The sequence below is a fragment of the Sphingobium xanthum genome (genome assembly GCF_019737615.1).
Classification (GTDB): domain Bacteria; phylum Pseudomonadota; class Alphaproteobacteria; order Sphingomonadales; family Sphingomonadaceae; genus Sphingobium; species Sphingobium xanthum.
Window position 1 is genome coordinate 58,967 of the sequence record NZ_JAHKKS010000007.1, and the last position, 25,863, is coordinate 84,829.

Consider the following 25,863-nt stretch of genomic DNA (forward strand, 5'->3'; position numbering starts at 1 on the left):
TCCCCAAGCGAGATTGAGGAGGAATTGGCTTAGCCCAGGACTTCCTGCACGGCCGCGACCAGTGAGCGGGCTCGGACCGGCTTGGGGAAGCTCGGTGCCTCGCCGAAGATAGCCGGATGACTGTCGGTCAAATAGCCCGATGTGACGAAGAACGGCACGCCGTCATTCTTGAGACGTTCGGCCAGCGGGGCGGACGTCTCGCCGCGGCCGAGATTGATATCGAGAATGGCAAGCGCCACCTCGTGACGATCCAGGAGCGCCGAGGCCATTTTCACGTTGTTGGCCGGGCCGATCACGTCGAAGCCTGCGTTTTCCAGCATGGCGGCAAGGCCGAGGCCGATCAGCGCTTCATCCTCGACAACCAGGATATTACGCGGCTCGCCGGGCGCGGTGAGCGTATGCGCCCAGGCACTGGGCTTGTCCGGCCGGGCGCTGTAACGCTCACGCACGATGAGCGAGGCGGCGATGATGCCGCCGGATGCATCGAGCACAGGCGAAGCGGTGACGTTGACCGCGATTTCGTGGCCGGTCGCGGTCATGTGCATCGTATCGATGCTGCCGATCTGATTGCCCTCTCGGACGTGGGCAAGCATCGCTTCCTGCTCGCGGCGCCGATCATAGGGGATGATGCGGCTGATCGGGCGGCCGATCATGTCGCTGGCTCTGTAGCCGAAGAAGCGCGTCGCGGCGGCGTTCCAGCTCAGGACCGTGCCGTGCAGGTCCATGCCGACGATCGGATCGCTGGCGGATTGGACAATAGCTGCCAGCAATGCATTGCTGCCGGTGATGAACGGGCCGTCGTTACGGCTATCGTCAGACTCGAACTGGGCCATGTATGCTCGCCCCCTCGACTGTCCCACACTGGGGCATCATGAGCGAGTCGCGTTGCGATTGCAAACTGATTAATCTGTTAACCCAGCCGTTCCGGATGCGCCGGAAACCATTTGGTTTGAAGTGTTTACTGGGTACGCTCGACGAGCCAGCCGCGCGTGGCGAGGCGATCCTGCAAACTGCCTTTGCCGATCAGGTGCCCGGCGCCGACGGCGACGAACAAAGTGCCGCCATGGCGCTTGAGATCGGCATCGATGACGTCGACCCAGCGGCGGTTGCGATCGTCGATCAGGACGCGGCGCAGACCCGGCGTGGCGGCGAGGGGGGCGAGGAACTGGCGCTCGAGCGTCGCCAGGTCGCCCCGCGCCCAGGCCTCGTGGAGCTGGGCGTAAAGGCGCGGCGCCTCATCCGCCTCGCGGACAGCCTGCGTCAGAAGCAGGCGCTGGTCGCGCTCCGGCAGCCTGTCGAACAGCCCGAGCTGGTGCTGGATCGTCTCCAGCCCCCGGATCGGCTTGCGTGTCCTGGCGAAGCGATCGGCGAAGACGGCTTCCCCGGCATCGGCGGGCGAGAGCTCGAGATTGGAGGAAGCGGCGGCATTGAGCAGCAGGGCGACCGCCCAGCTTTCATAGCGGTCGAGGCCGTGGAGGGAGGCGTCGCGGCCCTTGAGCTTACGATAATGTGCCGCGTCGCTCGCGGAGAGGCGCGTTTCGACGGGCGGCAGGCCGGGCGAGCGTCCGAGCTGCTCGAACGTGCCGCGCGTTCGTCGTTCGGTGTCGAGGCCAGTCACTTCGAGGAGGAGGCGGTCACTCCGGGTCATGGCTGCCTCGATCTGCGGTGACAGCCATGTCTCGCCGCGTGGTACGGCGTGGATCGTCCCGAACAGATAGGCTTGCCGGTCACCCTTGCTGATCCGCCAGAGCGGCGGGCGCGCCGTGCTCTCCGGCGGCGCCATCATCCGGCCGATCTGCCAGCCGAGCCAGCCCATCAGCGCCAGCAGGACGAGCGCGAGGAGAAGCGCGAGCGGTCGTGCCCGGCGCGCAGGGCCGCTCATCGGGTCACTCGATGCGCTTGACGAGTGTCGTGTCGATGCCGCGCTGGGCCAGCAGCGCCTGAACGCTCGACGCACCGGCGAGATGCCCGGCGCCGACGGCCATGAACACCGTGCCCGGCTTCTCCATGCGTGCCGTGATCCAGTCGGCCCAGCGGGCATTGCGATCGGTGAGCAGCCGCTGCTCGAGCTCGGGATTGACCTCGAGCGTGTCGTTCATCAGCGCGGCGAGCTTTTCGGGCTCGCCGGCCGACCAGGCGGCGATCATGTTGCCGATCGTGTCGCCCAGCTGAGGCAGCTCGTTGAGCGTCTCGTCGAGCATCTGGATCTGCAGCGGGTCGGGCAGGCTCTCGAAGAAGCCGATCTGCTGGTCCGATGTTTCGAGGCCGATCAGAGTCTTGCCGGCTTCCTTGGCCATGAGCTTGATCCTGTGATCGGCGCCGCTGGCCGGGTCATAGCCGTGATTGCGCAGCGGCAGGACGGAGAGGGTGATCGCCGCGAACCAGGGCTTCACCCGCTCGAACAGGATCGGCGCGAGGCCATGGGATTCGAGCGCGGCCAGATATCTGGCGCGGGATGCCTCGGGCAGGCGGCTCGTGATCGTCGGGCCGTCAATGTCGAGCGCGCGCTGCATGAGCTTGCCCTGCGTGCCAGTCTCCTCCTCGGCGACTTCCAGCACGACGTCCTGCGACTTGTCGAAGGCCTTGCGGACATTCCCTTCGAACCACTGAATTTCCGGTTTGAGGAGATGGACGGTGCCGAACAGATAGATGGTGGTGTCGTGATCCTTCGCGATCCACAATGCCGGATGCGCATGCACTATGTGCTGAGCGGCCACCTCCGGCTCTTTCGCGGACGCGGCGAACGCGGGCACAAAGGCGAGGGCGCAACCCAGGATCAGTGATTTCCAGCGCATATTGTCCCTACTCTCTGACGGGCGTGCATCGCGGAACTGCTCTGGCGACGCAAGTCTTGACCTCGGCTTAACTTCGCTGACCGCAGCTTCGCTTGACCCCGCATCCCCCATGCGCCAAAGCGCGCCGGTTCGCAGGCCGGACTTTCCGGCGGAAATGCTTAGACGCGAAATGGTTGGGGCATGCAGAGTACAGCATCGGCGCCGCTGAGTTTTCAGCAATTGATCCTAACATTGCATGACTATTGGGCCGCGCAGGGTTGCGTGATCCTGCAGCCGTTCGACATGCGCGTGGGCGCCGGCACCTTCCATCCCGCCACGACCTTGCGCAGCCTCGGGCCCGATCCGTGGAATTGCGCCTATGTCCAGCCTTCGCGCCGCCCGACGGACGGCCGCTATGGCGAGAATCCCAACCGGCTCCAGCACTATTACCAGTATCAGGTGATCATGAAGCCGAGCCCGCCGGATCTGCAGGAACTGTATCTCGGCTCGCTGGCGGCGATCGGCATCGATCCGCTGCTGCACGACATCCGCTTCGTCGAGGATGACTGGGAAAGTCCGACCTTGGGCGCCTGGGGGCTGGGCTGGGAAGTCTGGTGCGACGGCATGGAAGTGACGCAGTTCACCTATTTCCAGCAGATGGGCGGCTTCGACTGCAAGCCGGTCGCGGGCGAGCTGACTTACGGGCTCGAGCGCCTCGCCATGTATATTCAGGGCGTCGACAGCGTGTATGATCTCGTCTTCAACGAGGCGGTCGGCAATCGCCCGGCGGTGACCTATGGCGACGTGTTCCTCGCCAACGAGCAGCAGATGTCCAAGTGGAACTTCGAGGTGGCCGACACCGAGAAGCTGTTCCGCTGGTTCAAGGATTGCGAGGCCGAGTGCCAGGCCAGCATCGCCGCGAACGTGCCGCTCGCCGCCTATGAGCAGGCGATCGAGGCCAGCCATGTGTTCAACCTGCTCCAGGCGCGGGGCGTCATCAGCGTGCAGGAGCGCGCGAGCTACATCGGCCGCGTGCGCGACATGGCGAAGGGCAGCTGCGAAGCCTGGATGAAGCATAACGGGTGGGCGGAATGAGCGCCGATTTCCTTCTCGAACTGCGCTGTGAGGAAATCCCGGCGCGCATGCAGGCCAAGGCCAGCGAGGATCTCGCGCGGCTGTTCACGGAGAAGCTCGCCGAGGCCGGCGTCCAGGCGGAGAAGCTCACCAGCTATGTGACGCCAAGGCGGCTTGCGCTGATCGCGCACGGTCTGCCGCTGGCGACCGAAGCCGTGAGCGAGGAGTTCAAAGGCCCGCGCACCTCCGCGCCGGAGCAGGCGCTCGAGGGCTTCCTGCGCAAGACGGGCCTGACCAAGGATCAGCTTGAGGATCGTGACGGCGTATGGTTCGCCGTGGTCGAGAAGCCGGGCCGTGCGACTGCGCAGGTGCTGGCCGATGCCATTCCGGCGATCGTGCGCGCTTTCCCCTGGCCCAAGTCGATGCGCTGGGGCGAAGCCAGCCTTTCGACCGAGAGCCTGCGCTGGGTGCGTCCGTTGCAGGGCATCGTGGCGCTGCTGGGCGAGGATGTCGTGCCGTTCGCGATCGAGGGCATCGATGCCGACCGCATCACGGCGGGGCACCGCTTCCATTTCGAAGGGCGGATCGCGATCCAGAGCGCGGCGAGCTATGCCGATCAGCTTCGCTCGGCGCATGTCATCGTCGATCAGGAAGAGCGCAAGCGGCTTATCGAGGAGCGGGCCAATGCGCTCGCGGCCGATGCCGGGCTGGCGCTGATCCCCGACGCCGGGCTGGTCGCGGAGAATGCCGGGCTGACCGAATGGCCGGTGCCCTTGTTGGGTCGGTTTGATCCGGCGTTTCTTGAGGTGCCGCCTGAAGTTATCCAGCTTACGCTGCGGATAAACCAGAAATATTTCGTTCTGCGCGACAAGACCGGCGCGCTCGCCAACGCCTTCATCTGCACGGCGAATATCGAGGCTATCGACGGCGGCAAGGCCATCGTCGAGGGCAATGGCAAGGTGCTGGCCGCCCGCCTCTCCGATGCCCGCTTCTTCTGGGAGCAGGACAAGAAGACGAAGCTCGAGGATCACGCGAAGAAGCTGGAGCGGATCACGTTCCACGAGAAGCTGGGCAAGGTGACCGATAAGGTCGAGCGTGTCGCGAAGCTTGCGCGCTGGCTGGTGGAAGAGGGCATCGTAAAATCCTCCCCGGAACGGGGAGGGGGACCGGCCGCGGCAGCGGACGGTGGAGGGGGCGCGCGTCGAAGCGCTTCCGATCCGGCGGTTGTCGCGCCAGCCAACCCCCTCCACCATCCTGCGGATGGTCCCCCTCCCCCTCCCCGTGCCGGGGAGGATTTGGCCGATCTCGCCGAGCTGGCCGCGCGCCTCGCCAAGGCCGATCTCGTCACCGAGATGGTCGGTGAGTTCCCCGAGCTTCAGGGCTTGATGGGCGGCTATTATGCGCGGGCCGAGGGTCTGCCGGATGCGGTCGCCGATGCCATTCGCGATCACTACAAGCCGGTCGGGCAGGGGGATGACGTTCCGACAGCGCCCGTGACGGTGGCGGTGTCGCTGGCCGACAAGCTCGATACATTGCTCAGCTTCTTTGCAATTGGCGAGATGCCAACCGGTTCGCGCGATCCGTTCGCTCTTCGACGGGCTGCTTTGGGCACTTTGTCCCTGCTGACCGAAAATCAAATACGTTTGTCCCTGAGCAGGATTATCAAATTTTTCGTTGGAACCTCGAAACAAGAAACGGGCGCTTCCGAAGTCGATGCTGTTTGGGCGTATGCTCGTTTGTCGAACGCGACGATCGAGTTCTTCGCTGACCGCCTCAAAGTCCAGCAGCGCGAGGCCGGCGTTCGCCACGACCTGATTGATGCGGTCTTCGCCCTCGGCGGCGAGGACGATCTTGTCCGCCTGCTAGCCTGTGTGAAGGCGCTCCAAACTTTCATCACCACCGACGACGGCACCAACCTGCTCGCCGGTTACAAGCGTGCGGTCAATATCCTCAAGAAGGAGCGGCCCGACACCGTGAAGCTGGAGAGCGATGCGGGCGAGGAAGACACGGGTGCGGCGCTCACTGATCCGGCGGTTGCCGAGGCGATGCGGGTGCATGAGGCGCTGCCGCTGAGCTACACCCTCGAGCCTGCCGAAGCCGCACTCATCGCCGCGCTGGATCAGGCCGAGCCGCGTGCCGTAGCGGCCATCGAGGCCGAGGATTTCGAAGGCGCGATGGCGGCGCTGGCGACCTTGCGGGCGCCGATCGATGCCTTCTTCGATGGTGTGACGGTTAATGATAGCGATGAAGTGAAGCGGGAATCGCGGTTAAACCTGTTGACCAGAATTCGTGCTGCGATGCACAAAGTCGCGGATTTTTCCGAGATCCAGGGGTAGGGTTCTCATAGCAAGCGTGCGTGTCCTCTAACCGGGGCGACATTTTCGGTCGTCTGGATACGCTAAATCGACGTGTCGAAAGGCTGGGTGGAACGTCTGATGAGCAAATATGTCTATCGTTTCGGTGGCGGCGTTGATGACGGCGGCAAGGGCGACAAGAACCTGCTGGGCGGAAAGGGCGCCAATCTGGACGGCATGGCGGCGATCGGCCTGCCGGTGCCTCCCGGTTTCACGATCACGACCGAGATGTGTACGCGCTATTATGCGGATGGCGAGACCTATCCGGAGAGCGTGAAGGTCGAAGTCGCCAACGGCATCGCCCATATCGAGGCGATCACCGGCAAGCAGTTCGGCGACAAGGCCGATCCGTTGCTGGTCTCGGTCCGCTCTGGCGCCCGCGTTTCCATGCCAGGCATGATGGACACGGTGCTGAACCTCGGCCTCAATGACGAGACCGTGCAGGGTCTCGCGGCGGCATCGGGCGATGCGCGCTTTGCGTGGGACAGCTATCGCCGCTTCATCCAGATGTATTCGGACGTCGTGCTCGAGCTCGATCACGCCAAGTTCGAGGAAGCGCTGGAAATCGCCAAGGAAGACAAGGGCGCGTTCCTCGACACCGAGCTGACCGCCGAGGACTGGCAGGCGCTGGTCGCCGAGTACAAGTCCCTCGTCGAGAAGCAGTGGGGCAAGCCCTTCCCGCAGGACGTCCATGAGCAGCTCTGGGGCGCGATCGGCGCAGTGTTCGGCTCCTGGCAGTCCGAGCGTGCCAAGGTCTATCGCCGCCTCAACGGCATTCCCGGCGAATGGGGCACGGCCGTCAACGTGCAGGCGATGGTGTTCGGCAATATGGGCGACACCTCGGCGACGGGCGTCGCTTTCACGCGCGATCCGGCGACCGGCGAGAATGCTTATTATGGCGAGTATCTCATCAATGCGCAGGGCGAGGACGTCGTCGCGGGCATTCGCACGCCGCAATATCTGACCACCAGCGCGCGCGAGCGGGCCGGGGCCAAGCCGCTCTCGATGGAAGAGGCGCTGCCCGAGACCTACACGGAGCTCGCGAACGTCTTCAACATTCTGGAGACGCATTATCGCGACATGCAGGACATCGAGTTCACCGTGCAGCAGGGCAAGCTCTGGATGCTCCAGACGCGCTCGGGCAAACGCACGGCGAAGGCAGCGCTGAAGATCGCGGTCGACATGGCCGAAGAGGGGCTGATCACGCGCTCCGAGGCCGTGGCGCGTGTCGACGCCGCGGCGCTCGACCAGCTGCTCCACCCGACGCTCGATCCGGCGGCGCCGCGTGACGTGCTGACCAAGGGCTTGCCGGCCTCGCCCGGCGCGGCCTCGGGACAGATCGTGTTCGACGCCGAGAATGCCGAGCGCCTGAACGAGCTGGGTGAGGCGGTCATCCTGGTCCGCATCGAGACCAGCCCCGAGGATATTCACGGCATGCACGCGGCCAAGGGCATCCTGACCGCACGCGGCGGCATGACCTCGCACGCAGCGGTCGTCGCCCGTGGCATGGGGCGTCCGTGCGTCTCCGGCGCGGGCAGCATCTCGATCGATGCGCCCAACAAGCTGATGCGCATCGGCGAGCGCCTGCTCAAGGAAGGCGACATCATCACGATCGACGGCGCGAGCGGCGAAGTCATGGCCGGCGAAGTGCCGACCGTGCAGCCGGAACTGGCCGGCGATTTCGGCACGCTCATGGAGTGGGCCGACGAAGTCCGTCGCCTCAAGGTCCGCGCCAATGCCGAAACGCCGCTCGACTGCAAGACGGCGCGCGAGTTCGGTGCCGAGGGTGTGGGCCTGTGCCGCACCGAGCATATGTTCTTCGACGCGGCGCGCATCACGGCGGTGCGCCAGATGATCCTGGCGGACAGCGAGGCCGGTCGGCGCGAGGCGCTGGCCAAGCTGCTGCCCGAGCAGCGCGCGGACTTCACGGCGATCTTCACCGAGATGGCGGGCCTTCCGGTTACGATCCGCCTGCTCGATCCGCCGCTGCATGAGTTCCTGCCGCACGAGGATCATGAGTTTGCCGATGTGGCGGCGGCGGCTGGCGTCAGCGTCGATCTGCTCAAGCGCCGCGCGGCGGAGTTGCACGAGTTCAACCCGATGCTCGGCCATCGCGGCTGCCGTCTCGGCGTCACCTATCCCGAGATCTACGAGATGCAGGCGCGCGCCATCTTCGAGGCGGCGCTGGACGTCGCCAAGGCAAGCGGCGAGGCCCCGATCCCCGAGGTCATGATCCCGCTCGTCGCGACCAAGCGCGAGCTGGAGCTGATGAAGGACGTGGTCGACAAGGCGGCCAAGACCGTCTTCGCCGAGCGCGGCGCGAGCGTCGACTATCTGGTCGGGACGATGATCGAGCTGCCGCGCGCGGCGCTCAAGGCCGGCGAGATTGCAGAGATCGGCGAGTTCTTCTCGTTCGGCACCAATGATCTCACGCAGACGACGATCGGCATCAGCCGCGACGATGCGGGCCGCTTCCTCACGCAATATGTCGACAAGGGCATTTTCGCGCGCGATCCCTTCGTGAGCCTGGACGTCGAGGGCGTCGGCCAGCTCATCGAGATTGCGGCGGAGCGGGGCAGGGCGACGCGGCCGGGCATCAAGCTCGGCATTTGCGGCGAGCATGGCGGCGATCCGGCGAGCATCGCGTTCTGCGAGCAGACCGGCCTCGATTATGTGAGCGCATCGCCCTATCGCGTGCCGATCGCCCGTCTGGCGGCGGCGCAGGCAGCGCTGGCGAAGAAATGATCCTGCTCGCCGCGCTGCTGCAAAGCGGCGGCGTGGTGGAACTGGATGCAGAACTTCTGGCCGCGAACAGCGCGACGGTGGTGCTGCAGAAGCGCTGCGCCGTGCCGATCCGTGCCGAGGTCGATCGCACGGCCGACAAGCCTGCCGATGCGGACGTGCGTGCGGATCTGGGCGCGGGCGATGGGACGAAGCTCGTCTATCGGCTCGTCCGGCTCAAATGCGGCGATGTCGTCTATTCGCGCGCCGAGAACTGGTATCGGCCGGACCGGCTGACGGGCGATATGAACACGACGCTGCTGTCGGGCGATACGCCTTTCGGTGTCGTCGTCAGGCCGCTCTCGCCGACCCGCCGCACGCTGTCGCGGGCCATCGCTCTCGAAGAGGGCTTGGTCCTGCGCCATCGTGCGGTCGTGCTCTCCGGCGACGGCACGCCACTGGCCGAAGTGGTGGAAAGCTACACGGAGGCGCTTCCGCTGGCGGTTCCGGCATCGCACTGACCCAAGTTCGGCGCGCGTCGCGATGAGGCCAAAAAAGGGGTTGCCATGCCGTGCCCCCGGGACTATCTGCGCCTCTCCTAAGCCGCCCCGGCGGCCTGAAATTGGCTCAAGCACCCGTAGCTCAGCTGGATAGAGCATCAGACTACGAATCTGAGGGTCGGACGTTCGAATCGTTCCGGGTGCGCCATTTCTTCCGCAGTTTTCCGCGGGTTTCGAGGGGTGTGCCAACCTGCATATTGGCACACTTGCTCTCGTTAAAGCGACAATTCCGAAGCGCACTTTTACCGCCATTCGAGACGGGGCTGCATTGCTTTTTACCCGTGCGTGTTGGCGGATTCCTGCGGATTAAGTACCTCCCCGAGAATGAGGTATCGATAGACGTCACGTAGGCTATTCCGCAGCATGAAGAAGTCTGAATGACTCGTTGGAGCGAAGACGAAAGTGCCGAACCGACTTTTAGGATGCATGGTTCTGATTCTGTCGTCGTAGAACTCCTCAAAATACCTCATGCCGCTTTGCTCTTCACCGAACACCTCATGGATATGAGCACCTGCGTCATGTGCGCTGGGATTGCTGAGCCCTCGGCTTTGTAGGATGTGATCGATGAGAGACTTTGATGCGTCCAGAGAAATGTATAGGCAATAGTGCGCTTCTTCGCTGAAATGGCGATGGCGCGAAAGCATGGCCGCTTTCAAAAATGTCGACAGCCCTCGAAGAAGAAGATGGTCGCTAAGTTTGATTGCCTGGAATATTCTATCCTGGATGACGAGAGGGATCCCGTCCGGCCGGCAGGTATATTCGTTTGGCGGTAACGGAGGATCGATAGATTCTGCTCGAAGCGTTAACATCCACTCACGCAAAGAGAGCTCGATCTCTGTCAGCGTTCTGGGATCCGTCAGATCGGGCTTGTGCTGAATTCGCAAGCTGGTGTGATGAGGATATAGTGTAACAGAGCCGTGTTCGGCTCCCACAGCCAATGCATGTGATGCTAGCAGTCGAACTTCCTCTGGTTTGATTTCATCATGTTCGGAATAGAACTCTCCGTCGAAGCTCATCTCATCAAAGTGGCATGCAATGAAAATGAGGTCTGGACGGACCACATAAGAAGCAGACTCACTAAGGGTCGACATCTGCCAATAATAACCGCCTGGAAGTAGGGGGCGAATAACGGTGCCGGCAGAGATCGTTTCGCGCTTCTTCAGGTCCATAATGCAACCTTCCAGTTCCCCAAGAGCCACCCGGTTTCGTCGCTACCGTGGCACGGTGTTGGCACAGTTAATCCGTCTAACGAGAATGGTATGCCAGACTGCGCCAAGTCATGGCGTACACTCATGTGTGCCAATGGCACTCCTAGCATCACACGGGCCAAACCGGCAGAAATGTGGGACTCTGTTGGCGCCGGGTGCGCCATTTTCCACTTTCTCGTACAATTCGCCGTCAGACTGTGATGCGTCTGATGATCACGCGACAAGCCGCGTTCATCCTGAGCGGCGGCGACGAGCATCGCTGCTGACGCGAAACCTTTGCCAATGCACGCGGATGCTGAGCGAAGGCCGCGTCCGCGCCCGCGTGCATTCGAGTTCAAATCACCGACGGATAATCAGCGAATCCGGCCTCTTCCGCGGCACCCACTCGCCCCGACCGGGGAAGTTCTTCAGTACCTCGCCATCCCACAGGCGCACGGTGCGTCGGTGGAAGAGCCATTTGCCGTCGGCGCTCTTCACCGCGTGGTCGTCATACCAGCCGGTGAAGCGCAGCAGATAGGGCGGCTCGCCCTCGCATTCAGTGACGAAAGCGAAGCTGCGCATCTTCACCGAGCCGTCCTCCTGCGGCATATATTGAGTCTGCGTCACATGATGCTGGCGACCGGGAAAACCGGCAGCATTGCGATAATGCTCGGCGATGCCGCGAATGCCCTCATGGCCTTCCCAGATGTCGGGATCGTCGAAGACCTCCTCCACCATGCGCGCGTCCGGCGTGAAGCAGGCGACCAGCGCGTCAACATCGCCGGTGTCCAGCGCCCAGCTATAGTTGGCGATAAGGTCCTGCAGGCCGAGCCTGTCTTCGATCTTCAAGGTCACTTCTCTCTCTCCTCGTCGTCATGAGACGTCGTTGTGCCGGGGCAGGCTTACGACAATTTGATACAGTTTCAATCATTGCCCACCGCCTCAATTCGATGCAAATGGCTCGCAATAACAGCTTGCCGGTGCCCTCCGGCGCTCAATCCGCATGAAGAATTGGCGTGGAGACCATGACATTGCCAGTCAGGGAAATGACAGCTTCAAGCCGCTAATCTCAAGTGGATTCAGTCAACGAACACGAAATGGACAGATGACCAGGACCTATCGCTTCTCTTCCCTGCTTCTTGCGGCCGTTTCGCTTTCGGCCCTGGCAGGCACGACGGCACAGGCCCAGACGAACGAGAGCAACCCGCAGGACGAGGAAGAGGAGATCGTCGTCACCGGCCAGCGTGAACGCGGCTCGGTGATCGGCGACGTCAAGCCGGAGCAGCAATTGCGCGCGGCGGACGTCCGCGCGCTCGGCGTAAGCAACATCAACGACCTGCTGACCGAGCTCGGCCCTCAACTGGAGAGCGCGAGCGGCAAGCCGCCGGTGACGCTGCTGGAGGGGCACCGCATCGCGAGCTTCCGTGAGATCGCGTCTATCCCCGCCGAGGCCATTGCGCGCGTCGATATTCTGCCCGAGGAAGTGGGCCTTCGCTATGGCTATAGTGCCGACCAGAAGGTGATGAACATCGTCCTGCGGCAACGCTTTCGTGCGTTCACCGGCGAAGTCAGCACGCGCATACCGACCGCCGGGCAGGGCGTGACCAATGAGGTCGAGGCCGGGCACCTCTCGATCCGGCGCGGCCAGCGGCTGAACTTGAACGCGGAATATACCGACACGGGCGGCATATTGGAGAGCGACCGGGGGCTGACCAGTCCTGAAAGCGCGTCGCGCTCGCTCACCAGCCAGCGCGAGGAACTGACGGTCAACGGCAGCTACAACCGGCCGCTGAGCGAGCGGACGCAGGCAACCTTGAGCGGCGAGATCGGCACGGCGCGCACGGGCAGTTTCGTTGGCCTTGCCTTGCCCTCCGTCACGATCCCCGGCGGCACGCTCTATGCGGGCGGCGCAGCGGACCGGATCTTCTATCCGATCGGTCCGAGCTTCGATCCGCTGAACCGCTCGAACAGCACGCAGAGCGGGCGCATCAGCGGGACGATCAGCGCCCAGCGCAGTTCCGGCCAATGGACGCTGACCGGCACCTATAGCCGCCAGGAATCGCGCGGGCTGACCGATCGGCCCTATAATCTCGAAAGCTATCGCACGGCGCTGGCGGCCGGCAACCCGGCTGCCGATCCGACATTGCCGGTCGCCGCCGCCTATCTGATCGCGCGGCCCGCGGACGAGACGCAGAACCGCACCGACAATGCGAACATCGATTTCATCTACAACCGCACGCTCTTCGCGCTCCCGGCCGGCGACATCAGCGCGACGGCGCGAGTCAGCGGATCGATGCTTCGGGTCGAGAACAGCCAGAACCGCGATTTCGTTGTTACCGGCCGTCGGATCGGCCGTGACAGCGGCAGCGGATCGCTGAACCTCGATTTCCCGATTTCGCGCCAGACCGGTGCGTTGGGTCGCATCTCGGCCAATGCCAATGCCGCGATCGAGCAGATTTCCGACGCGGGCACGTTGCGCACGTTCGGTTTCGGGATGAACTGGACGCCCAGGCGCGGCATCAACATCTCGGCCAGCTATCGCGACGAGGAGACGGCGCCGACGGCCACGCAGCTTGGCGACGCGATCGCCGTCACCCAGTTCGTGCCGGTGTTCGACCATGTTCGCGGCGAGAGCGTGCTGGTGACGACGATCAGCGGCGGCAATCCACTGCTCGATGCGGCGCGCGACAGAAATTTCCGGCTCGGCCTCGTGCTGAACCCCATCTCGGACCCGAACGTCACGGTGAGCTTCGATTATAATCACCGTTCGACGAGCGGCGGCATCACCAACTTTCCCGGCATCACGGCCGAAACCACGGCCGCGTTCCCGGGCCGCTTCACGCGCGACGGAACGGGGCGCCTGATCCAGGTCGATCTGCGGCCGATCAACATCACCGAGCAGAAGCGGGATTCGTTGCGCTGGGGCATCAACTTGAGCAAGCGCCTCAAGACGTCGCAGAGCCAGATCAACGCGATGCGTGAGGCCTTCCAGCGCCGCTTCCCCAATGGCGTGCCGGGTGCGCCCGGCGTTGCCGCTGGACCGGGTGCCGGCCAGGAGCGCGCCGCGACGCCGGCTGACGGTGCTCCGCCCGCGGATCCTCCCATGCCTCCCCCCGGCGCCGAAGGCGGACCGCCTCCCGGTGGCTTTGGTCGTCCGGGCGGCGGCGGGCGCGGACCCGGTGGCGGCGGACGCGGCTTTGGCGGACCCGGAGGCGGTGGCCCGGGCGGCGGTGGGCGGATCAACTTCGCCATTTATCACGAATGGGCCTTCGCCAACACGACAAAACTCGCGCCGACCTTGCCTGTGCTCGATCTGCTCGACGGGGATTCGCTCGGCGGCAATGGCGGTCCGTCACGACATCAGATCGAGGTGCAGGCGGGCATCAACCAGAGCGGCTATGGCCTGCGCCTGACCGGCGAATGGAAGAGCGCGACACATGTCGATGGCGTGGCCGGTGTGCCGACCAGCCAGCTGCGCTTCGGCGATCTGGCTACGGTCGATTTGCGGCTGTTTGCGAACCTGACCCAAATGCCGAAGCTGGTTGAGAAAATGCCGTTCCTGCGTGGCTCGCGGATCACGATCGGCATCGATAACTTCTTCAACAGCAAGCAGAAGGTGACAGACGGGACCGGCGCAGTGCCCTTCGCCTATCAGCCGGCATTCATCGATCCCATAGGGCGCACCGTGCGCGTGAGCTTCCGCAAGCTGTTCTTCTAGGTCAGGTCGACGATCTCGCAGTGCGGCGTCGCCGGTGCCGTGTCGCCATATTGCTCCGGCCAGTGCGCGAACGGGCGGACTGCGCCATCCTCTCGCCAGCGGACGACGCGGACCAGATCGACCTGCGCATAGACCCATTGGGCTGCGCCCAGCTCGCCGAGCGCAAGCACGCCATTGTCCGGCGCATCGCCGTCCGGTGGCGCGAACAGGCCGGCCGCGCCGTAATTCTCGTCCAGCACTGGCGACCAGGGCGCCGTGCCGACCGTCGGCGCCTGTGCGACGAAGCACTGGTTCTCCAGCGCACGGGCTTGAGCGCCGATGCGGACGCGCCAATAGCCTTGCAAGTTATCCGTGCAGGAAGGCGAGAGGATGAGGGTAGCGCCCGCCTCGGCCTGCGCGCGGGCGATGAGCGGGAATTCCACATCATAACAGGTCGAGATGCCGATGAGGCCGAGCGCCGTGCGGAAGACGCGAATGTCCGTACCGCCCGCTATGTTCCAGCGCTCGCGCTCGAAGCGGGTCATGACGATCTTGTCCTGAATGCCGACCTTGCCATTTGGCGCGAACAGCCGCGCACGATTGACGATCCGGCCATCGGGAAGCGGGCAGGGGAGGCTGGCGGCAACGATATGGACGTCATGCCGGCGGGCGAGCGCGGCATGATGCGCGTCGATCTCATCGATCAGCCCGGCGACGAAGCGCAGCGACCCTTCGAGACTGCCCATGCTCTCGGGATCGAGCGAGGCCAGCTCCATCGCACCATATTCGGGGAAGACGAGCAGCTTTGCGCCTTGGCTGACCGCATCCTCGACCCAGCGGGCGATCTTCGCTTGCCAGTCGGAGAAGCGCTCCAACTTCTCGATCGGATATTGGGCGAGGGCGAGCGTGAAGGTCGTCACAGCGTGCGGTGCCAGAATTGCATGGGGTGGCTGGTCTCCTCGGCCTGATCGATATCCTGCCAGTCATAGCGCGCGATGGCGCCCTCGACCGGCGCATAGCCGCGCTTTCGCCAGAAAGGACCGAGATCGCGGGCCTCGGACGGTTTCAGCGGATGATCGGCGGGCCTTATGACACCGCAGAAGCAGGCTGCCGAGGCACTCGCCGCACGGGCCGCCGCCTCGCGCGCGTCGAAGAAGGCATGACCGAGGCCGTGGCCGCGATAGCTCGGCAGCAGGACTGACTCGCCGAAGTAGAAGAGACCGGCAGTATCGTGGCCGAGCGCCTCCAATGGCGTGCGGAAGGCCTCGGCCTGACCGGCCATGGGCGAGGCGGTCGCCGCGCCGATGATGCTGGCGCCGTCACGCGCGACGACCAGCACGGCATCCTTGCCGTCGAGGAAATGCGCGAGATAGCGGCGCTCATAATCGAGCGTGCCTGCATAGAGATACGGCCATTCGCGGAAAACGGCGATGCGCAGGCGGGCAAGGTCGTCGAGTGCCGCAGCCCGCGCATCGCGGTCCTTCAACGTCTCGACGACGATGTCGCTCACGCGCTGACCTGCGCGATCCAGTCGGCAAGATTATAATAGACGGTGACACGGCGGATCAGCCCGCCTTCGATCTCGAAGAAGGCGCCGGCGGGCAGGACATAGGTCTGGCCATGGGCAGGCGGCAGGCCTTCGTCGCCGACCAGATATTCGCCATGGACGATGAACTCGGCGGCCGCACGGCTGCCATCCGCATTGGCCATGATCGCGATATCGGCGAGCCGCTCGCGATAGGCGCGGTCCATGCGGCCGAGAAAGGCGCGAAAGGCGTCCTTGCCAGTCTCGCGATCGCCCTGATTGACGTCATGTGCAATGTCCTCGGCGAGGCAAGCGAGCATCCCTTCGTCATCTCCGGCGTTGAACGCTGCATAATAGCGCTCGATCAGGGCAATGGTCTGCTGCTGCGTCGTCATGTGTAGCTCCGTTCGGACTCTGCGGGTCGCCCCTATCTGCGCTATAGAAGCTGCCAAGCCAAAATCCGCAAGCCAGGAGAAAAATGATGCTCGTCGGCACCGTCAAGGAGATCAAGACTCACGAATATCGTGTCGGCCTCACTCCAGAGAGCGTCCATGAATTGATCGTGCATGGCCATGAGGTGATCGTCGAGAGCGGCGCGGGACTCGGCATCGGCGCCAGCGACAATGATTATCGCGCGGCCGGCGCGAAGATCGAACCGGATGCGCAGACGATCTTCGCCGCCGCCGAGATGGTCGTGAAAGTGAAAGAGCCGCAGCCGCAGGAGCGCGCAATGCTCCGCAAGGACCAGATCCTCTATACCTATCTGCACCTCGCCCCGGACGCCGAACAGACGGCGGACCTTGTGAAGTCCGGCGCGACCTGCATCGCTTATGAGACGGTGACGGACGCCCATGGCGGACTGCCGCTCCTGAAGCCAATGAGCCAGGTCGCCGGCCGCATGTCGATCCAGGCCGGCGCGACGGCGCTGGAGAAAGCGCATGGCGGCCGCGGCGTTCTGCTCGGCGGCGTGCCGGGCGTCCTCCCCGCCAAGGTGACGGTGATCGGCGGCGGCGTCGTCGGATTCAACGCGGCGCAAATGGCGGCCGGCCTCGGCGCTGACGTGACCATCCTCGATCGCAATCCCGATGTGCTGGAGAAGCTCGGCACCTATTTCGAGGCGCGCGCCAAGACTCGCTTTTCCAACAAGGCCAATCTTGCCGAATGCGTGGCGCAGGCCGATCTTGTCATCGGCGCGGTGCTGATCCCCGGCGCGGCGGCTCCCAAGCTGGTCTCGCGCGAGATGCTGGGTACGATGAAGGCGGGCGCCGTGCTGGTCGATGTCGCGATCGACCAGGGCGGCTGCTTCGAGACGAGCCACCCGACCACCCATGCCGAGCCGACCTATGTAGTCGACGGCATCGTGCATTACTGCGTCGCCAACATGCCCGGCGCCGTCGCCCGCACCTCGACCTATGCGCTCAACAATGTGACGCTTCCCCATGCTCTCAAGATCGCCGATCTGGGCTGGAAGGAAGCGATGCGCCGCGACAAATATCTGCTCGATGGCCTGAATGTGTGGAACGGCCTCGTCACCTGCTCACCGGTCGCCCGACAGCATGGCTATGAGGTCGTCCCGACTGATATCGCGTTGGGCTAGCGCGGCGTGACGCACCAAGGCGATCGCCCTGCCTCGTCGCAATAGGGTCGCCAGGCCGCCGAGACATCGATCGTCGCCCGCGCATTGGTGGCCGGTGCCGTGACCTCGATCCGGTCGACCGGCCGGTTGACCGCCATCGGCACGACGATCTGCCGCCGTTCGGTGCGGACGATGCCGCTGCCTTCCTGAGCATTGACGACCGCATCCGGCACGACGGCCCGCCCGATCTGCTGAGCGCCGGCAAAGCCCGTGACGGTCACAGCATCGCCGCCGCCCGTATCCCGCTCGGTGCGGGCGGCCGTCCGCGGAATGCGCGCCGGCGTGGCCGAATCGAGCCGGACCTGATCGCGATCGATCGTCAGGGTGACGACGATGCCATCGACCGTATCCTGCTGGACGAAAGCGTTCAGCGGATCGTCCGAGTCCTGGATCGGCCGTGCCTTAGACAGCGTCACCGTTCCGCCGTCCGAGGCGCTGGGCGGCGGCGCGCCACGCAGCGGGTCGACCGGCCGGCCGGTCGGATCGGTGGTGGCGGGCTGGGCAAGGGCCTGACCCGGGATGATCAGCAGCGCGGTGGCTGCAAGCATGAAAGCACGCATGGTTCCACCTCCTCAGTAGCAGCTGCCGTTGACACAGGCAGAGACCTGGTTGCCCATCGCCCTGCCTGCCAGTGTGCGGAAGTCGCTGTCCAGCGCGCGATCCTCCATGGTCGTCGTCGCTCCATCGTCGTTACGCCAGGTTCCGCTGCTGCCGATCTGGACGCATTGCCCCGTGGGCAGCGAATTGCTGGTCGATGTCGATGTGCAGGCCTGCTGGCTGTTGAGTACGTTTTTCGGATTGGAGATCGAGGCATTGCCGCCGCCGACATACTCGTCGCCGAGGCCGAACAGGAAATGCCCGGCTTCGTGGAGCAACACCCAGCTTGCGTCGCCCAGATTGGTCTGGGTCGTGCCAGCGCCGCCACCAAGCGAGATCGAGGCGCAATCGCGGAAGTCGTTGCGATGCAGGATCGCCGTGCCGTCGAATGCGCCCCGGACGGTCGAGGCGGGACTGTTGAAGGTGCGCGAGCAGCCTTCCCCATCCGCGCCGTTCGGGCCGGCCCAGATGTTGAACAGGTTCTTCCACCCCCTGGTCCAGTTCGAGAAGCTGTTGGTGTCGGTGTAGAACAGGCTCAACACCATCGGCTGCATATCGTCCGTGAAGGCGCGGTAGTTCGGCATATCCGCATCGGGAACGAAGCCCCAGTCGATCTTGTCGCCGCGCGGCGTGTTGCTGGAGGGGGCGTCAGTGCGCCATATGACGGGGCGCGCTGTCTCCCACGGAATGTTGAGGGTCACCCCGAAGATGTTGATGGTAGCCGTCGTGAGCGGCGCGCCGCCGGCATAGGTGACCGGGCCGACGGTCGCCGTCCGGTTATTTGCCGCGCGTGTCGTGACCGAATAGCTGACGATTCGCTGCGGCCCGAGATTGAGCGGCAGCGCGCAGGTCACCTCGGTCTTCACATTGGCAAATCCGCAGGTGAGCGACGTCGTGAAACCACCGGTGCGGCACGGGATGAGGCTCGGCAGGATGACGTTGCTCGTCCCGCAGGCCGTAATCGTGCCAACGGTTGCCGTGATGTTGATCTGATTGATCCCGCTTTTCGCTTCCGTGGCGCGGGCGGTGATGGTGGAGGTGTGCGTTTGCGCTCGATAAAGCGGGTCGTGCAAAGCGGATAGTCGAGGAGAGCCGGCACAGCCGGAAAGCAGGATCGTGATCGCGCCGAGCGCGTGCAGTGAGTGTCGCATAAGGGCCTCGCTGGATTGAGTGTCCAAATGCGGCCCGTTTTTTATTTGGATCGATCTTTTACGCTTTTGGCGAGAATGCGACAATCGCGATTGTTACTTAAGCCTGGCTTGACCAATGCATCCGTCTCGATTTGCCTTCGATTTATCGACGGAGCGGTCCCGTCTTGCGTCGGAGGGAACTGCTTAGCTCTCGTAGGTCTGCTTCAGCGTCACGCCGTCGATCATGAGCCCGCCGACGACCATGACCGCCGCGCAACAGCAGAGGAACAGCAGCTCGCCGCCGACCCCCGGATAGTCATCCAGATAGTGGACGCCCCGCGCGGTCGCGCCAAGCGCCACGGCATAGATCGCCAGGAACGCCTCGAACTTGGTCTTGATAGTGAAGAGGCGCTTGATCCTGGTCATGGCCAGACAGACGCAACGTCCGTGCCAGTCCAGCTTTTGGGCGGTTAACGTCGGTTAATCGTTAAAGATGTGTAAAGGGAACCGACGCTTTTCGGGCGATTTCGGCGTCCCGCACATTGCTTGCCTCAGAGCAGATGGCGAAATTCCTGCACGACTTCGCGATAGACGGGGCGCTTGAACGGCACGATGAGCTCGACGAGCTGGTCCGCTTCAGCCCAGCGCCAGGCATCGAACTCGGGATGTGCCGTGGCGATATTGATGTCGCTGTCCTCGCCCTTGAAGCGCACGAGGAACCAGCGCTGCGCCTGGCCGCGATATTTGCCGCCCCAGAGCTTGCCGATGAGCTCATCCGGCAAGTCATAGAGATGTTCATGCACAGAGCGGGCGATGATATCGACCAAGTGCGACGCGATGCCGGTTTCCTCGTCGAGTTCGCGGATCAGCGCGTCCTCTGCCGACTCACCGATGTCGATGCCGCCCTGGGGCATCTGCCACGCATCGCCTTCTTTCGAATCGATCCGCTGGCCCACGAAGACGTGGCCCTGGCGGTTCGCAAGCATGATGCCGACGCAAGGACGGTAGGGAAGGGACGCCAGTTCCACGGTTTTCCTGTTCATCTGTTGATACTCATCGGCGGGTCTTTTCACTCAAGCACCCCGCCTGTGACATGGCGATGGCAAGGCCACACGAAAAAGGCAACGCTCGGGTGCCCCGCAGCTTTTCTACTTTGATTGCCGATGCGGGAAGGACTAGTGGCGACAGCATCCAACATCTGTCAGAGTTTGTCATGGCATCTGCCGCATCCCAATCGACCGCACCACTCGCCAGTGACGAGACCGTGCCCGAAGCCGTCGTCGTCCGTTTCGCCGGCGATAGCGGCGACGGCATGCAGCTCACCGGCGGGCAATTCACCTTATCGACGGCCCTCGCCGGCAACGATCTCGCGACATTCCCCGATTTTCCCGCGGAGATCCGTGCGCCCCAGGGAACGCTCTTCGGCGTCTCCGCCTTCCAGATCAATTTTGGGTCGTCGGACATTACCACGGCCGGTGACGCGCCGGATATCCTGATCGCGATGAATCCCGCTGCGCTCAAGACGAACGTCACGGATCTGAAGGCCGGCGGCCTCATCATCGCGGACAGCGGCGAGTTCAACGATCGCAATCTCGCCAAGGCGAAATATGAGAGCAATCCGCTTCAGGATGGCTCGCTCGCGCGCTGGCAGCTGCTGTCGTTCGACATCTCCGCGCTGACGCTGGAGAGCGTCAAGCCCTTCGGCCTCGGCAACAAGGAAGCGCTGCGCTGCAAGAACATGTGGACGCTGGGGCTGGCGCTCTGGCTGTTCGATCGCAGCCGCGAGCCGATCGTCGACTGGCTAAAGGCCAAGTTCGCCAAGGCACCGGAGCTTGCTGACGCCAATATCGCCGCGTTGAACGCCGGCCATGCCTATGGCGAGACGGCTGAACTGGCCGTGCCGGTCAAGCAGCTCCATCTGCCGCCGGCCCCGGCGCCGGAAGGCCTGTATCGCACCGTGACGGGCGCCGAGGCGATCTCGCTCGGTCTGGTCGCGGGCGCCCAGCTTGCCGGCCTGCCGATGTTCTTCGGCGGCTATCCGATCACGCCGGCCTCGGCGATCCTGCATCATCTCTCGCGCCTCAAGGAATTTGGCGTCACGACCTTCCAGGCGGAGGACGAGATCGCGGCCATCGCGAGCGCCATCGGCGCCAGCTATGCCGGCTCGCTGGGCGTCACCAGCTCGTCCGGCCCGGGTATCGCGCTCAAGGGCGAGGCAATGGGTCTCGCGATCATGACCGAGCTGCCGCTCATCATCGTGAACTCGCAGCGTGGTGGCCCGTCGACCGGTCTTCCGACCAAGACCGAGCAGTCGGACCTCTATCAGGCGGTCTATGGCCGTAACGGTGACGCGCCGATGCCGGTGCTGGCCGCGCGCTCGCCGGCCGATGCGTTCGACGTCGCGATCGAGGCGGTGCGCATTGCCATCGAATATATGACCCCGGTCATGCTGCTGACGGACGGCTACATCGCCAACGCAGCCGAGCCCTGGCACGTGCCGGACATGTCGACTTATGCGCCGTTCAAGGCCAAGTTCCTCGAAACTATACCCGAAGGCGGTCTCAAGCCCTTCGCACGTAACGAGAAACTGGCACGGCCCTGGATCAAGCCGGGCACGCCTGATCTCATGCACCGCATTGGTGGCATCGAGAAGGAAGTGAACACTGGCCACATCAACTATGAGCCGGCCAACCACCAGGCGATGACCGAGCTGCGCCGGGACAAGGTGCTGGGCGTCGCCAGGGGCATCAGGCAGGGCGTCGAGATCGGCGAAGAGACCGGCAAGCTCGCTGTGGTGGGCTGGGGTTCGACCTTCGGTCCCATTCACCAGGCTGTCCGTCGCGCGCGCCGCAAGGGCCATGACGTGGCGCATATTCACATTCGCCATATCTGGCCATTGCCGGAAAATCTGGGTGATCTTCTAAAGGGTTACGACCAGATTCTGGTTCCGGAAATGAATACGGGCCAACTCAAGACCGTGCTGCGTGACCAATATCTGGTCGATGCCCGGCCGCTCAACAAAATCTCGGGTCAGCCGTTCCGCATCGCGGAGATCGAGGCGGCCATCGAGGGGATGCTCGCATGAACGACATGACCACCCTGACCAAGCCGCGCGTCGAGACGGTCCTCAAGGACTGGGAAACCGATCAGGAAGTCCGCTGGTGCCCGGGCTGCGGCGACTATGCGATCCTCAAGGCCGTGCAGCGCACGCTGCCGATGCTGGGCGCCGATCCCAAGAACACCGTGTTCGTCTCGGGCATCGGCTGCTCGTCGCGCTTTCCCTATTATGTCGAGAGCTACGGCTTCCACACCATCCATGGCCGCGCACCGGCGGTAGCGACGGGCGTGAAGCTCGCCAATCCCGAGCTCGACGTGTGGATCGTGACCGGTGACGGCGACGGCCTGTCGATCGGCGGCAATCACACGATGCACATCCTGCGCCGCAATCTCGATTGCCAGATCCTGCTGTTCAACAACGAGATCTACGGCCTCACCAAGGGCCAATATTCGCCGACCAGCCGCGCCGGCACGCGCTCGCCCTCGTCGCCCGCCGGATCGGTCGATCATCCCGCCAAGCCGGCCGCCTTCGCGCTCGGATCGGGCGCGCGCTTCATCGCGCGGGCCTATGACGTCGCCAAGCAGCTCTCGGACGTGCTGATCGCCGCCTACAACCACAAGGGCGCCGCGTTCGTCGAAATCTTCCAGAACTGCATCGTCTATAACAAGGACGTGTTCGCCGACTTCACCGAGAAGAAGAATGCGGATGACGGCCAGCTCTGGGTCGAGAACGGAAAGCCGATGCTGTTCGGCAAGGGCACCAAGGGCATCGCGCTCGATCGCGAGGCGTTGGCGCTCAAGGTTGTCGATGTGACCGATGGCGACTGGCAGGCCGCCGGCGTCATCATCCATGACGTCACCAACCGTTCCGTCGCGCATATGCTGGTCGAGATGCCGTTCGGCAGCTTCCCGATGGCGCTGGGCGTCCTCTATGACGATCCCGCATCGAGCTTCGAGGAAGCGGTGGTCGAGCAGAATGCCCGCCTCGCGGCCGGAAAGACGCCCGATCTGCAGAAGCTGGTGAGCCAGGGCCAGACCTGGATCGTCAGCGCAGGTCCCGCGACCGACGCAGCCGAGGCCGGATCGGCCGGAAGCGGCCCGGAACTCTGACCTCGGACACCGTTCGATAGTGGTCCGTCAATGCTGGTGGACGGCTTGACCGTGCCTGCCGGCTCGCTCCATTGACGGCGCATGGACAATCTTACGCATAGCATGGTGGGCGCCGTGCTCGGGCAGATGGGCCTCAAGCGCCGATCCGGTCTCGGCATGCCCACGGTCGTGATCGCAGCCAATATTCCGGATATCGACGCGACCTGCACGTTTTTCGGCACTGCATCGCTGGCGATGCGACGCGGCCTGACGCATGGGCCGCTCGCCATGCTGCTGTTGCCGGTGCTGCTGGCGGCCATCATGTTCCTGTTCGACCGGTGGCAGGCGCACCGCGGCACGAGGCCGCAGGACCGCGCTCCCGTTCGCTTCGGCGCGCTCTGGCTGATCGCGCTCATCGGCACGCTCAGCCATCCCGCATTCGACTGGCTGAACAGCTATGGCGTCCGCCTGCTCTCGCCATTCAGCGAACAATGGTTCCACGGCGATACGCTGTTCATCATCGATATCTGGCTCTGGGCGCTGCTTATCGGCGGTTATCTCTGGGCGCGACGGGGCGAGAGGATCGATCTGGCGCTGATGATCCGCCGCGCACGAACCATCGCGGCGCTCGCTTGCGTCTATATCTTCGCCAATGGCGTGGTGACCGGCGTTGCCGAGGCGCGCGCCGCCCGCTGGCTCGAGACGGCAGGCCGCAGCCCGGATCAGGTGGTCGCGAACCCGATGCCCCTGCTGCCCTGGCGGCGCGACATGCTCTGGCGTGGGGAGGGGCATCATGGCGGCTTCCCGTTCAGCCTCTTCGATGCCGCATTGCCGGGGCGCCAGGCATCGATCGGCGAGCCGACCGGCATGGATGACCCCGCCGTGGAGACTGCGCGCGCAAGGAACCGGGACGCCGGGGCTTTCCTGTTCTGGTCGCGGATGCCGCTAGCCCGGCGGGATACGAACGGCGATCTGATCCTCAGCGATCAGCGGTTTCAGGGAGTTGCGCTGCGCGGCAGCTTCGTGGTCCGCGTGCCCGCGGGCGACCTGCGATGACGATGGCGCATGGCTGATCCCGTGATTCTCTGGCTACGGCGCGACTTGCGCCTGGCCGATCAGGCGGCATTGCTGGCGGCCTGTTCGGAAGGCCCGGTGCTGCCGGTCTATATTCTCGATGACGAGACCCCTGCCCATCGCCGCATGGGCGCCGCATCGCGCTGGTGGCTGCATCACAGCCTCTCCGCGCTCGATGACGATCTGCGCGCACGCGGGTCCCGGCTCATCCTGCGCCGAGGAAAAGCGGCCGATGTGCTGCCGAAGCTCGCCGAAGAGACCGGGGCAGGACGCGTCCATGCCCTGCATCATTACGAGCCCTGGTGGCGCAATGCCGAGAAGGCGGTCGCCAGGGCGCTGGATCTCGTCCTGCATGACGGCAACTATCTCCACCCACCCGGCACGCTGAGGACCGGGGGCGGCCAACCCTACAAGATCTTCACGCCGTTCTGGCGCGCGCTTCAGGACGTCATGCCGCCCCCGGCGCCGGCCAATCGCCCGGGCGATATCCCGACGCCCGCCAAATGGCCCGCGAGCGACGATCTCGCGGACTGGGACCTGCTGCCGAGCAAGCCCGACTGGGCCGCTGGCTTTGCCGCGCAATGGGAACCCGGCGAAGCGGGCGCCCGCAAGCGGATCGATCAGTATCGCGATGACGTCGCGGACTATGACCGCACCCGCAATCTCCCTTCGATCGACGGCAGTTCCTGCCTCTCCCCGCACCTTCATTTCGGCGAGGTGTCGCCAGCTTACGTCTGGCATCGTTTCGCCGACGAAGGCGGCACGGTCGACGCCTATCTGCGCGAACTCGCCTGGCGCGATTATGCGCAGGGTGTGATCCTGCAATTCCCGGATTATGGAAAGACCGGCGGAAGCGCGAAGATGGACACGCTCCCTTGGCGCGATCTGCGCGAGGCGAAGGGCGATTTCGCCGCCTGGAAGCAGGGCCGCACCGGCTACCCAATCGTCGATGCCGGCATGCGCCAGCTGTGGGCCACGGGCTGGATGCACAATCGCGTCCGCATGATCGCCGCCAGCTTCCTGATCAAGCATCTGCTGATCGACTGGCGTCATGGCGAGCAATGGTTCTGGGATACGCTCGTCGACGCCGACTATGGCAATAACAGCGTCAATTGGCAGTGGGTCGCCGGTTCCGGCATCGATTCCAACATGTTCGTGCGCATCATGGCGCCGCTCACCCAGTCCGGGAAATTCGATGCCGGCGATTATATCCGCGCCTGGGTGCCGGAGCTGGCGGGCCTGCCCGATCCCGCAATCCACGATCCCGATGCGCATGACCGCCGGCCGTCCGCCTATCCTGCCAAGATCGTCGATCATCGCGCGGCGCGCGAACGGGCGCTGGCGGCCTATGCAAGGGTGCGCGGCTGAGCAGGCGAAAGTCACCGTTC

The 25,863-nt window shown here is 64.2% G+C and carries 22 protein-coding genes and 1 tRNA gene; 11 read left to right on the forward strand and 12 right to left on the reverse strand.

The window, feature by feature from the left end; all coding sequences use genetic code 11:
* Positions 1–29 precede the first annotated feature (29 nt).
* From KM135_RS12460 to KM135_RS12470, 3 genes are all read right to left on the reverse strand, one after another.
* Positions 30–833, reverse strand: coding sequence for a PAS domain S-box protein (locus tag KM135_RS12460; protein WP_221714349.1), 804 nt, complete (start codon positions 831–833; stop codon positions 30–32).
* 125 nt (positions 834–958) lie between these two features.
* The gene (locus KM135_RS12465) at positions 959–1,882 is read right to left on the reverse strand and encodes a TraB/GumN family protein (protein WP_221714350.1); all 924 of its coding nucleotides are present in this window, start codon (positions 1,880–1,882) and stop codon (positions 959–961) included.
* A gap of 4 nt (positions 1,883–1,886) precedes the next feature.
* Positions 1,887–2,717, reverse strand: coding sequence for a TraB/GumN family protein (locus tag KM135_RS12470; RefSeq protein WP_343228187.1), 831 nt, complete (start codon positions 2,715–2,717; stop codon positions 1,887–1,889).
* Between the two features lie 258 nt (positions 2,718–2,975).
* On the opposite strand from KM135_RS12470, the gene KM135_RS12475 reads away from it, so the two are divergent.
* The 5 genes from KM135_RS12475 to KM135_RS12495 all read left to right on the forward strand — a co-directional run bounded on the left by KM135_RS12475 (position 2,976) and on the right by KM135_RS12495 (position 9,631).
* Positions 2,976–3,869, forward strand: a complete 894-nt coding sequence (locus KM135_RS12475) for a glycine--tRNA ligase subunit alpha (RefSeq protein WP_221714352.1) — start codon at positions 2,976–2,978, stop codon at positions 3,867–3,869.
* Positions 3,866–6,184 carry a glycine--tRNA ligase subunit beta gene (glyS, locus tag KM135_RS12480; RefSeq protein ID WP_221714353.1) on the forward strand — a complete coding sequence of 773 codons (2,319 nt, stop codon included), beginning with the start codon at positions 3,866–3,868 and terminating at the stop codon, positions 6,182–6,184. Before KM135_RS12475 ends, glyS begins: the two co-directional genes overlap by 4 nt.
* A gap of 99 nt (positions 6,185–6,283) precedes the next feature.
* The gene (gene ppdK, locus KM135_RS12485; RefSeq protein ID WP_221714354.1) at positions 6,284–8,947 is read left to right on the forward strand and encodes a pyruvate, phosphate dikinase; all 2,664 of its coding nucleotides are present in this window, start codon (positions 6,284–6,286) and stop codon (positions 8,945–8,947) included.
* Entirely contained in the window at positions 8,944–9,444 is a 501-nt protein-coding gene (locus KM135_RS12490) for a hypothetical protein (RefSeq protein WP_221714355.1), read from the forward strand. The genes ppdK and KM135_RS12490 overlap by 4 nt, the downstream gene beginning before the upstream one ends.
* Positions 9,445–9,554: 110 nt before the next feature.
* Positions 9,555–9,631, forward strand: a tRNA-Arg gene (locus tag KM135_RS12495).
* Positions 9,632–9,758: 127 nt separating this feature from the next.
* On the opposite strand, the gene KM135_RS12500 is transcribed toward KM135_RS12495, so the two are convergent.
* Positions 9,759–10,652, reverse strand: a complete 894-nt coding sequence (locus KM135_RS12500) for a hypothetical protein (RefSeq protein ID WP_221714356.1) — start codon at positions 10,650–10,652, stop codon at positions 9,759–9,761.
* A 378-nt stretch (positions 10,653–11,030) separates the two neighbouring features.
* Positions 11,031–11,525 carry a nuclear transport factor 2 family protein gene (locus KM135_RS12505; protein WP_221714357.1) on the reverse strand — a complete coding sequence of 165 codons (495 nt, stop codon included), beginning with the start codon at positions 11,523–11,525 and terminating at the stop codon, positions 11,031–11,033.
* 250 nt (positions 11,526–11,775) lie between these two features.
* Here KM135_RS12505 and KM135_RS20025 point away from each other — a divergent pair, with 250 nt between their 5' ends.
* Positions 11,776–14,388 (forward strand): porin family protein, encoded by a 2,613-nt coding sequence (locus KM135_RS20025; RefSeq protein WP_221714358.1) that lies wholly within the window; start codon positions 11,776–11,778, stop codon positions 14,386–14,388.
* On the opposite strand, the gene KM135_RS12515 is transcribed toward KM135_RS20025, so the two are convergent.
* From KM135_RS12515 to KM135_RS12525, 3 genes are read right to left on the reverse strand one after another with little or no spacing between them, the layout of a single operon-like run.
* Positions 14,385–15,287, reverse strand: a complete 903-nt coding sequence (locus KM135_RS12515) for a carbon-nitrogen hydrolase family protein (RefSeq protein ID WP_221714359.1) — start codon at positions 15,285–15,287, stop codon at positions 14,385–14,387. The two genes, KM135_RS20025 and KM135_RS12515, sit on opposite strands and share 4 nt — an antisense overlap.
* On the reverse strand, positions 15,284–15,877 hold the full coding sequence (locus KM135_RS12520) for a GNAT family N-acetyltransferase (RefSeq protein WP_221714360.1): 594 nt from the start codon (positions 15,875–15,877) through the stop codon (positions 15,284–15,286). Before KM135_RS12520 ends, KM135_RS12515 begins: the two co-directional genes overlap by 4 nt.
* On the reverse strand, positions 15,874–16,287 hold the full coding sequence (locus KM135_RS12525; RefSeq protein ID WP_221714361.1) for a ketosteroid isomerase-related protein: 414 nt from the start codon (positions 16,285–16,287) through the stop codon (positions 15,874–15,876). Before KM135_RS12525 ends, KM135_RS12520 begins: the two co-directional genes overlap by 4 nt.
* Positions 16,288–16,373: 86 nt before the next feature.
* Between KM135_RS12525 and ald the strand changes: the two genes are divergently transcribed.
* The gene (gene ald / locus KM135_RS12530; RefSeq protein WP_221714496.1) at positions 16,374–17,489 is read left to right on the forward strand and encodes an alanine dehydrogenase; all 1,116 of its coding nucleotides are present in this window, start codon (positions 16,374–16,376) and stop codon (positions 17,487–17,489) included.
* Here ald and KM135_RS12535 read toward each other — a convergent pair.
* From KM135_RS12535 to KM135_RS12550, 4 genes are all read right to left on the reverse strand, one after another.
* On the reverse strand, positions 17,486–18,088 hold the full coding sequence (locus tag KM135_RS12535) for a hypothetical protein (RefSeq protein WP_221714362.1): 603 nt from the start codon (positions 18,086–18,088) through the stop codon (positions 17,486–17,488). The genes ald and KM135_RS12535 overlap by 4 nt on opposite strands.
* A 12-nt stretch (positions 18,089–18,100) precedes the next feature.
* Positions 18,101–19,198, reverse strand: coding sequence for a M64 family metallopeptidase (locus KM135_RS12540; RefSeq protein WP_221714363.1), 1,098 nt, complete (start codon positions 19,196–19,198; stop codon positions 18,101–18,103).
* 261 nt (positions 19,199–19,459) lie between these two features.
* Entirely contained in the window at positions 19,460–19,681 is a 222-nt protein-coding gene (locus tag KM135_RS12545; RefSeq protein ID WP_221714364.1) for a hypothetical protein, read from the reverse strand.
* A gap of 125 nt (positions 19,682–19,806) precedes the next feature.
* Positions 19,807–20,298 carry an RNA pyrophosphohydrolase gene (locus KM135_RS12550; RefSeq protein ID WP_221714365.1) on the reverse strand — a complete coding sequence of 164 codons (492 nt, stop codon included), beginning with the start codon at positions 20,296–20,298 and terminating at the stop codon, positions 19,807–19,809.
* 170 nt (positions 20,299–20,468) lie between these two features.
* Between KM135_RS12550 and KM135_RS12555 the strand changes: the two genes are divergently transcribed.
* From KM135_RS12555 to KM135_RS12570, 4 genes are all read left to right on the forward strand, one after another.
* The gene (locus KM135_RS12555) at positions 20,469–22,340 is read left to right on the forward strand and encodes a 2-oxoacid:acceptor oxidoreductase subunit alpha (RefSeq protein WP_221714366.1); all 1,872 of its coding nucleotides are present in this window, start codon (positions 20,469–20,471) and stop codon (positions 22,338–22,340) included.
* On the forward strand, positions 22,337–23,422 hold the full coding sequence (locus KM135_RS12560; protein ID WP_221714367.1) for a 2-oxoacid:ferredoxin oxidoreductase subunit beta: 1,086 nt from the start codon (positions 22,337–22,339) through the stop codon (positions 23,420–23,422). The genes KM135_RS12555 and KM135_RS12560 overlap by 4 nt, the downstream gene beginning before the upstream one ends.
* Positions 23,423–23,503: 81 nt before the next feature.
* A complete protein-coding gene (locus tag KM135_RS12565) occupies positions 23,504–24,457 on the forward strand; it encodes a metal-dependent hydrolase (RefSeq protein ID WP_221714368.1) in 954 nt (317 codons plus the stop codon).
* 9 nt (positions 24,458–24,466) lie between these two features.
* Positions 24,467–25,843, forward strand: a complete 1,377-nt coding sequence (locus KM135_RS12570; RefSeq protein WP_221714369.1) for a cryptochrome/photolyase family protein — start codon at positions 24,467–24,469, stop codon at positions 25,841–25,843.
* Positions 25,844–25,863 lie beyond the last annotated feature (20 nt).

What these genes read in the sequence shown, in the direction of transcription:
- KM135_RS12460 (WP_221714349.1), bottom strand. Translation starts at nt 833, where the DNA reads ATGGCCCAGTTCGAGTCTGACGATAGCCGTAACGACGGCCCGTTCATC.
- KM135_RS12465 (WP_221714350.1), bottom strand. Translation starts at nt 1,882, where the DNA reads ATGAGCGGCCCTGCGCGCCGGGCACGACCGCTCGCGCTTCTCCTCGCG.
- KM135_RS12475 (WP_221714352.1), top strand. Translation starts at nt 2,976, where the DNA reads ATGCAGAGTACAGCATCGGCGCCGCTGAGTTTTCAGCAATTGATCCTA.
- glyS (WP_221714353.1), top strand. Translation starts at nt 3,866, where the DNA reads ATGAGCGCCGATTTCCTTCTCGAACTGCGCTGTGAGGAAATCCCGGCG.
- ppdK (WP_221714354.1), top strand. Translation starts at nt 6,284, where the DNA reads ATGAGCAAATATGTCTATCGTTTCGGTGGCGGCGTTGATGACGGCGGC.
- KM135_RS12490 (WP_221714355.1), top strand. Translation starts at nt 8,944, where the DNA reads ATGATCCTGCTCGCCGCGCTGCTGCAAAGCGGCGGCGTGGTGGAACTG.
- KM135_RS12500 (WP_221714356.1), bottom strand. Translation starts at nt 10,652, where the DNA reads ATGGACCTGAAGAAGCGCGAAACGATCTCTGCCGGCACCGTTATTCGC.
- KM135_RS20025 (WP_221714358.1), top strand. Translation starts at nt 11,776, where the DNA reads ATGACCAGGACCTATCGCTTCTCTTCCCTGCTTCTTGCGGCCGTTTCG.
- KM135_RS12525 (WP_221714361.1), bottom strand. Translation starts at nt 16,287, where the DNA reads ATGACGACGCAGCAGCAGACCATTGCCCTGATCGAGCGCTATTATGCA.
- ald (WP_221714496.1), top strand. Translation starts at nt 16,374, where the DNA reads ATGCTCGTCGGCACCGTCAAGGAGATCAAGACTCACGAATATCGTGTC.
- KM135_RS12535 (WP_221714362.1), bottom strand. Translation starts at nt 18,088, where the DNA reads ATGCGTGCTTTCATGCTTGCAGCCACCGCGCTGCTGATCATCCCGGGT.
- KM135_RS12545 (WP_221714364.1), bottom strand. Translation starts at nt 19,681, where the DNA reads ATGACCAGGATCAAGCGCCTCTTCACTATCAAGACCAAGTTCGAGGCG.
- KM135_RS12550 (WP_221714365.1), bottom strand. Translation starts at nt 20,298, where the DNA reads ATGAACAGGAAAACCGTGGAACTGGCGTCCCTTCCCTACCGTCCTTGC.
- KM135_RS12555 (WP_221714366.1), top strand. Translation starts at nt 20,469, where the DNA reads ATGGCATCTGCCGCATCCCAATCGACCGCACCACTCGCCAGTGACGAG.
- KM135_RS12560 (WP_221714367.1), top strand. Translation starts at nt 22,337, where the DNA reads ATGAACGACATGACCACCCTGACCAAGCCGCGCGTCGAGACGGTCCTC.
- KM135_RS12565 (WP_221714368.1), top strand. Translation starts at nt 23,504, where the DNA reads ATGGACAATCTTACGCATAGCATGGTGGGCGCCGTGCTCGGGCAGATG.
- KM135_RS12570 (WP_221714369.1), top strand. Translation starts at nt 24,467, where the DNA reads ATGGCTGATCCCGTGATTCTCTGGCTACGGCGCGACTTGCGCCTGGCC.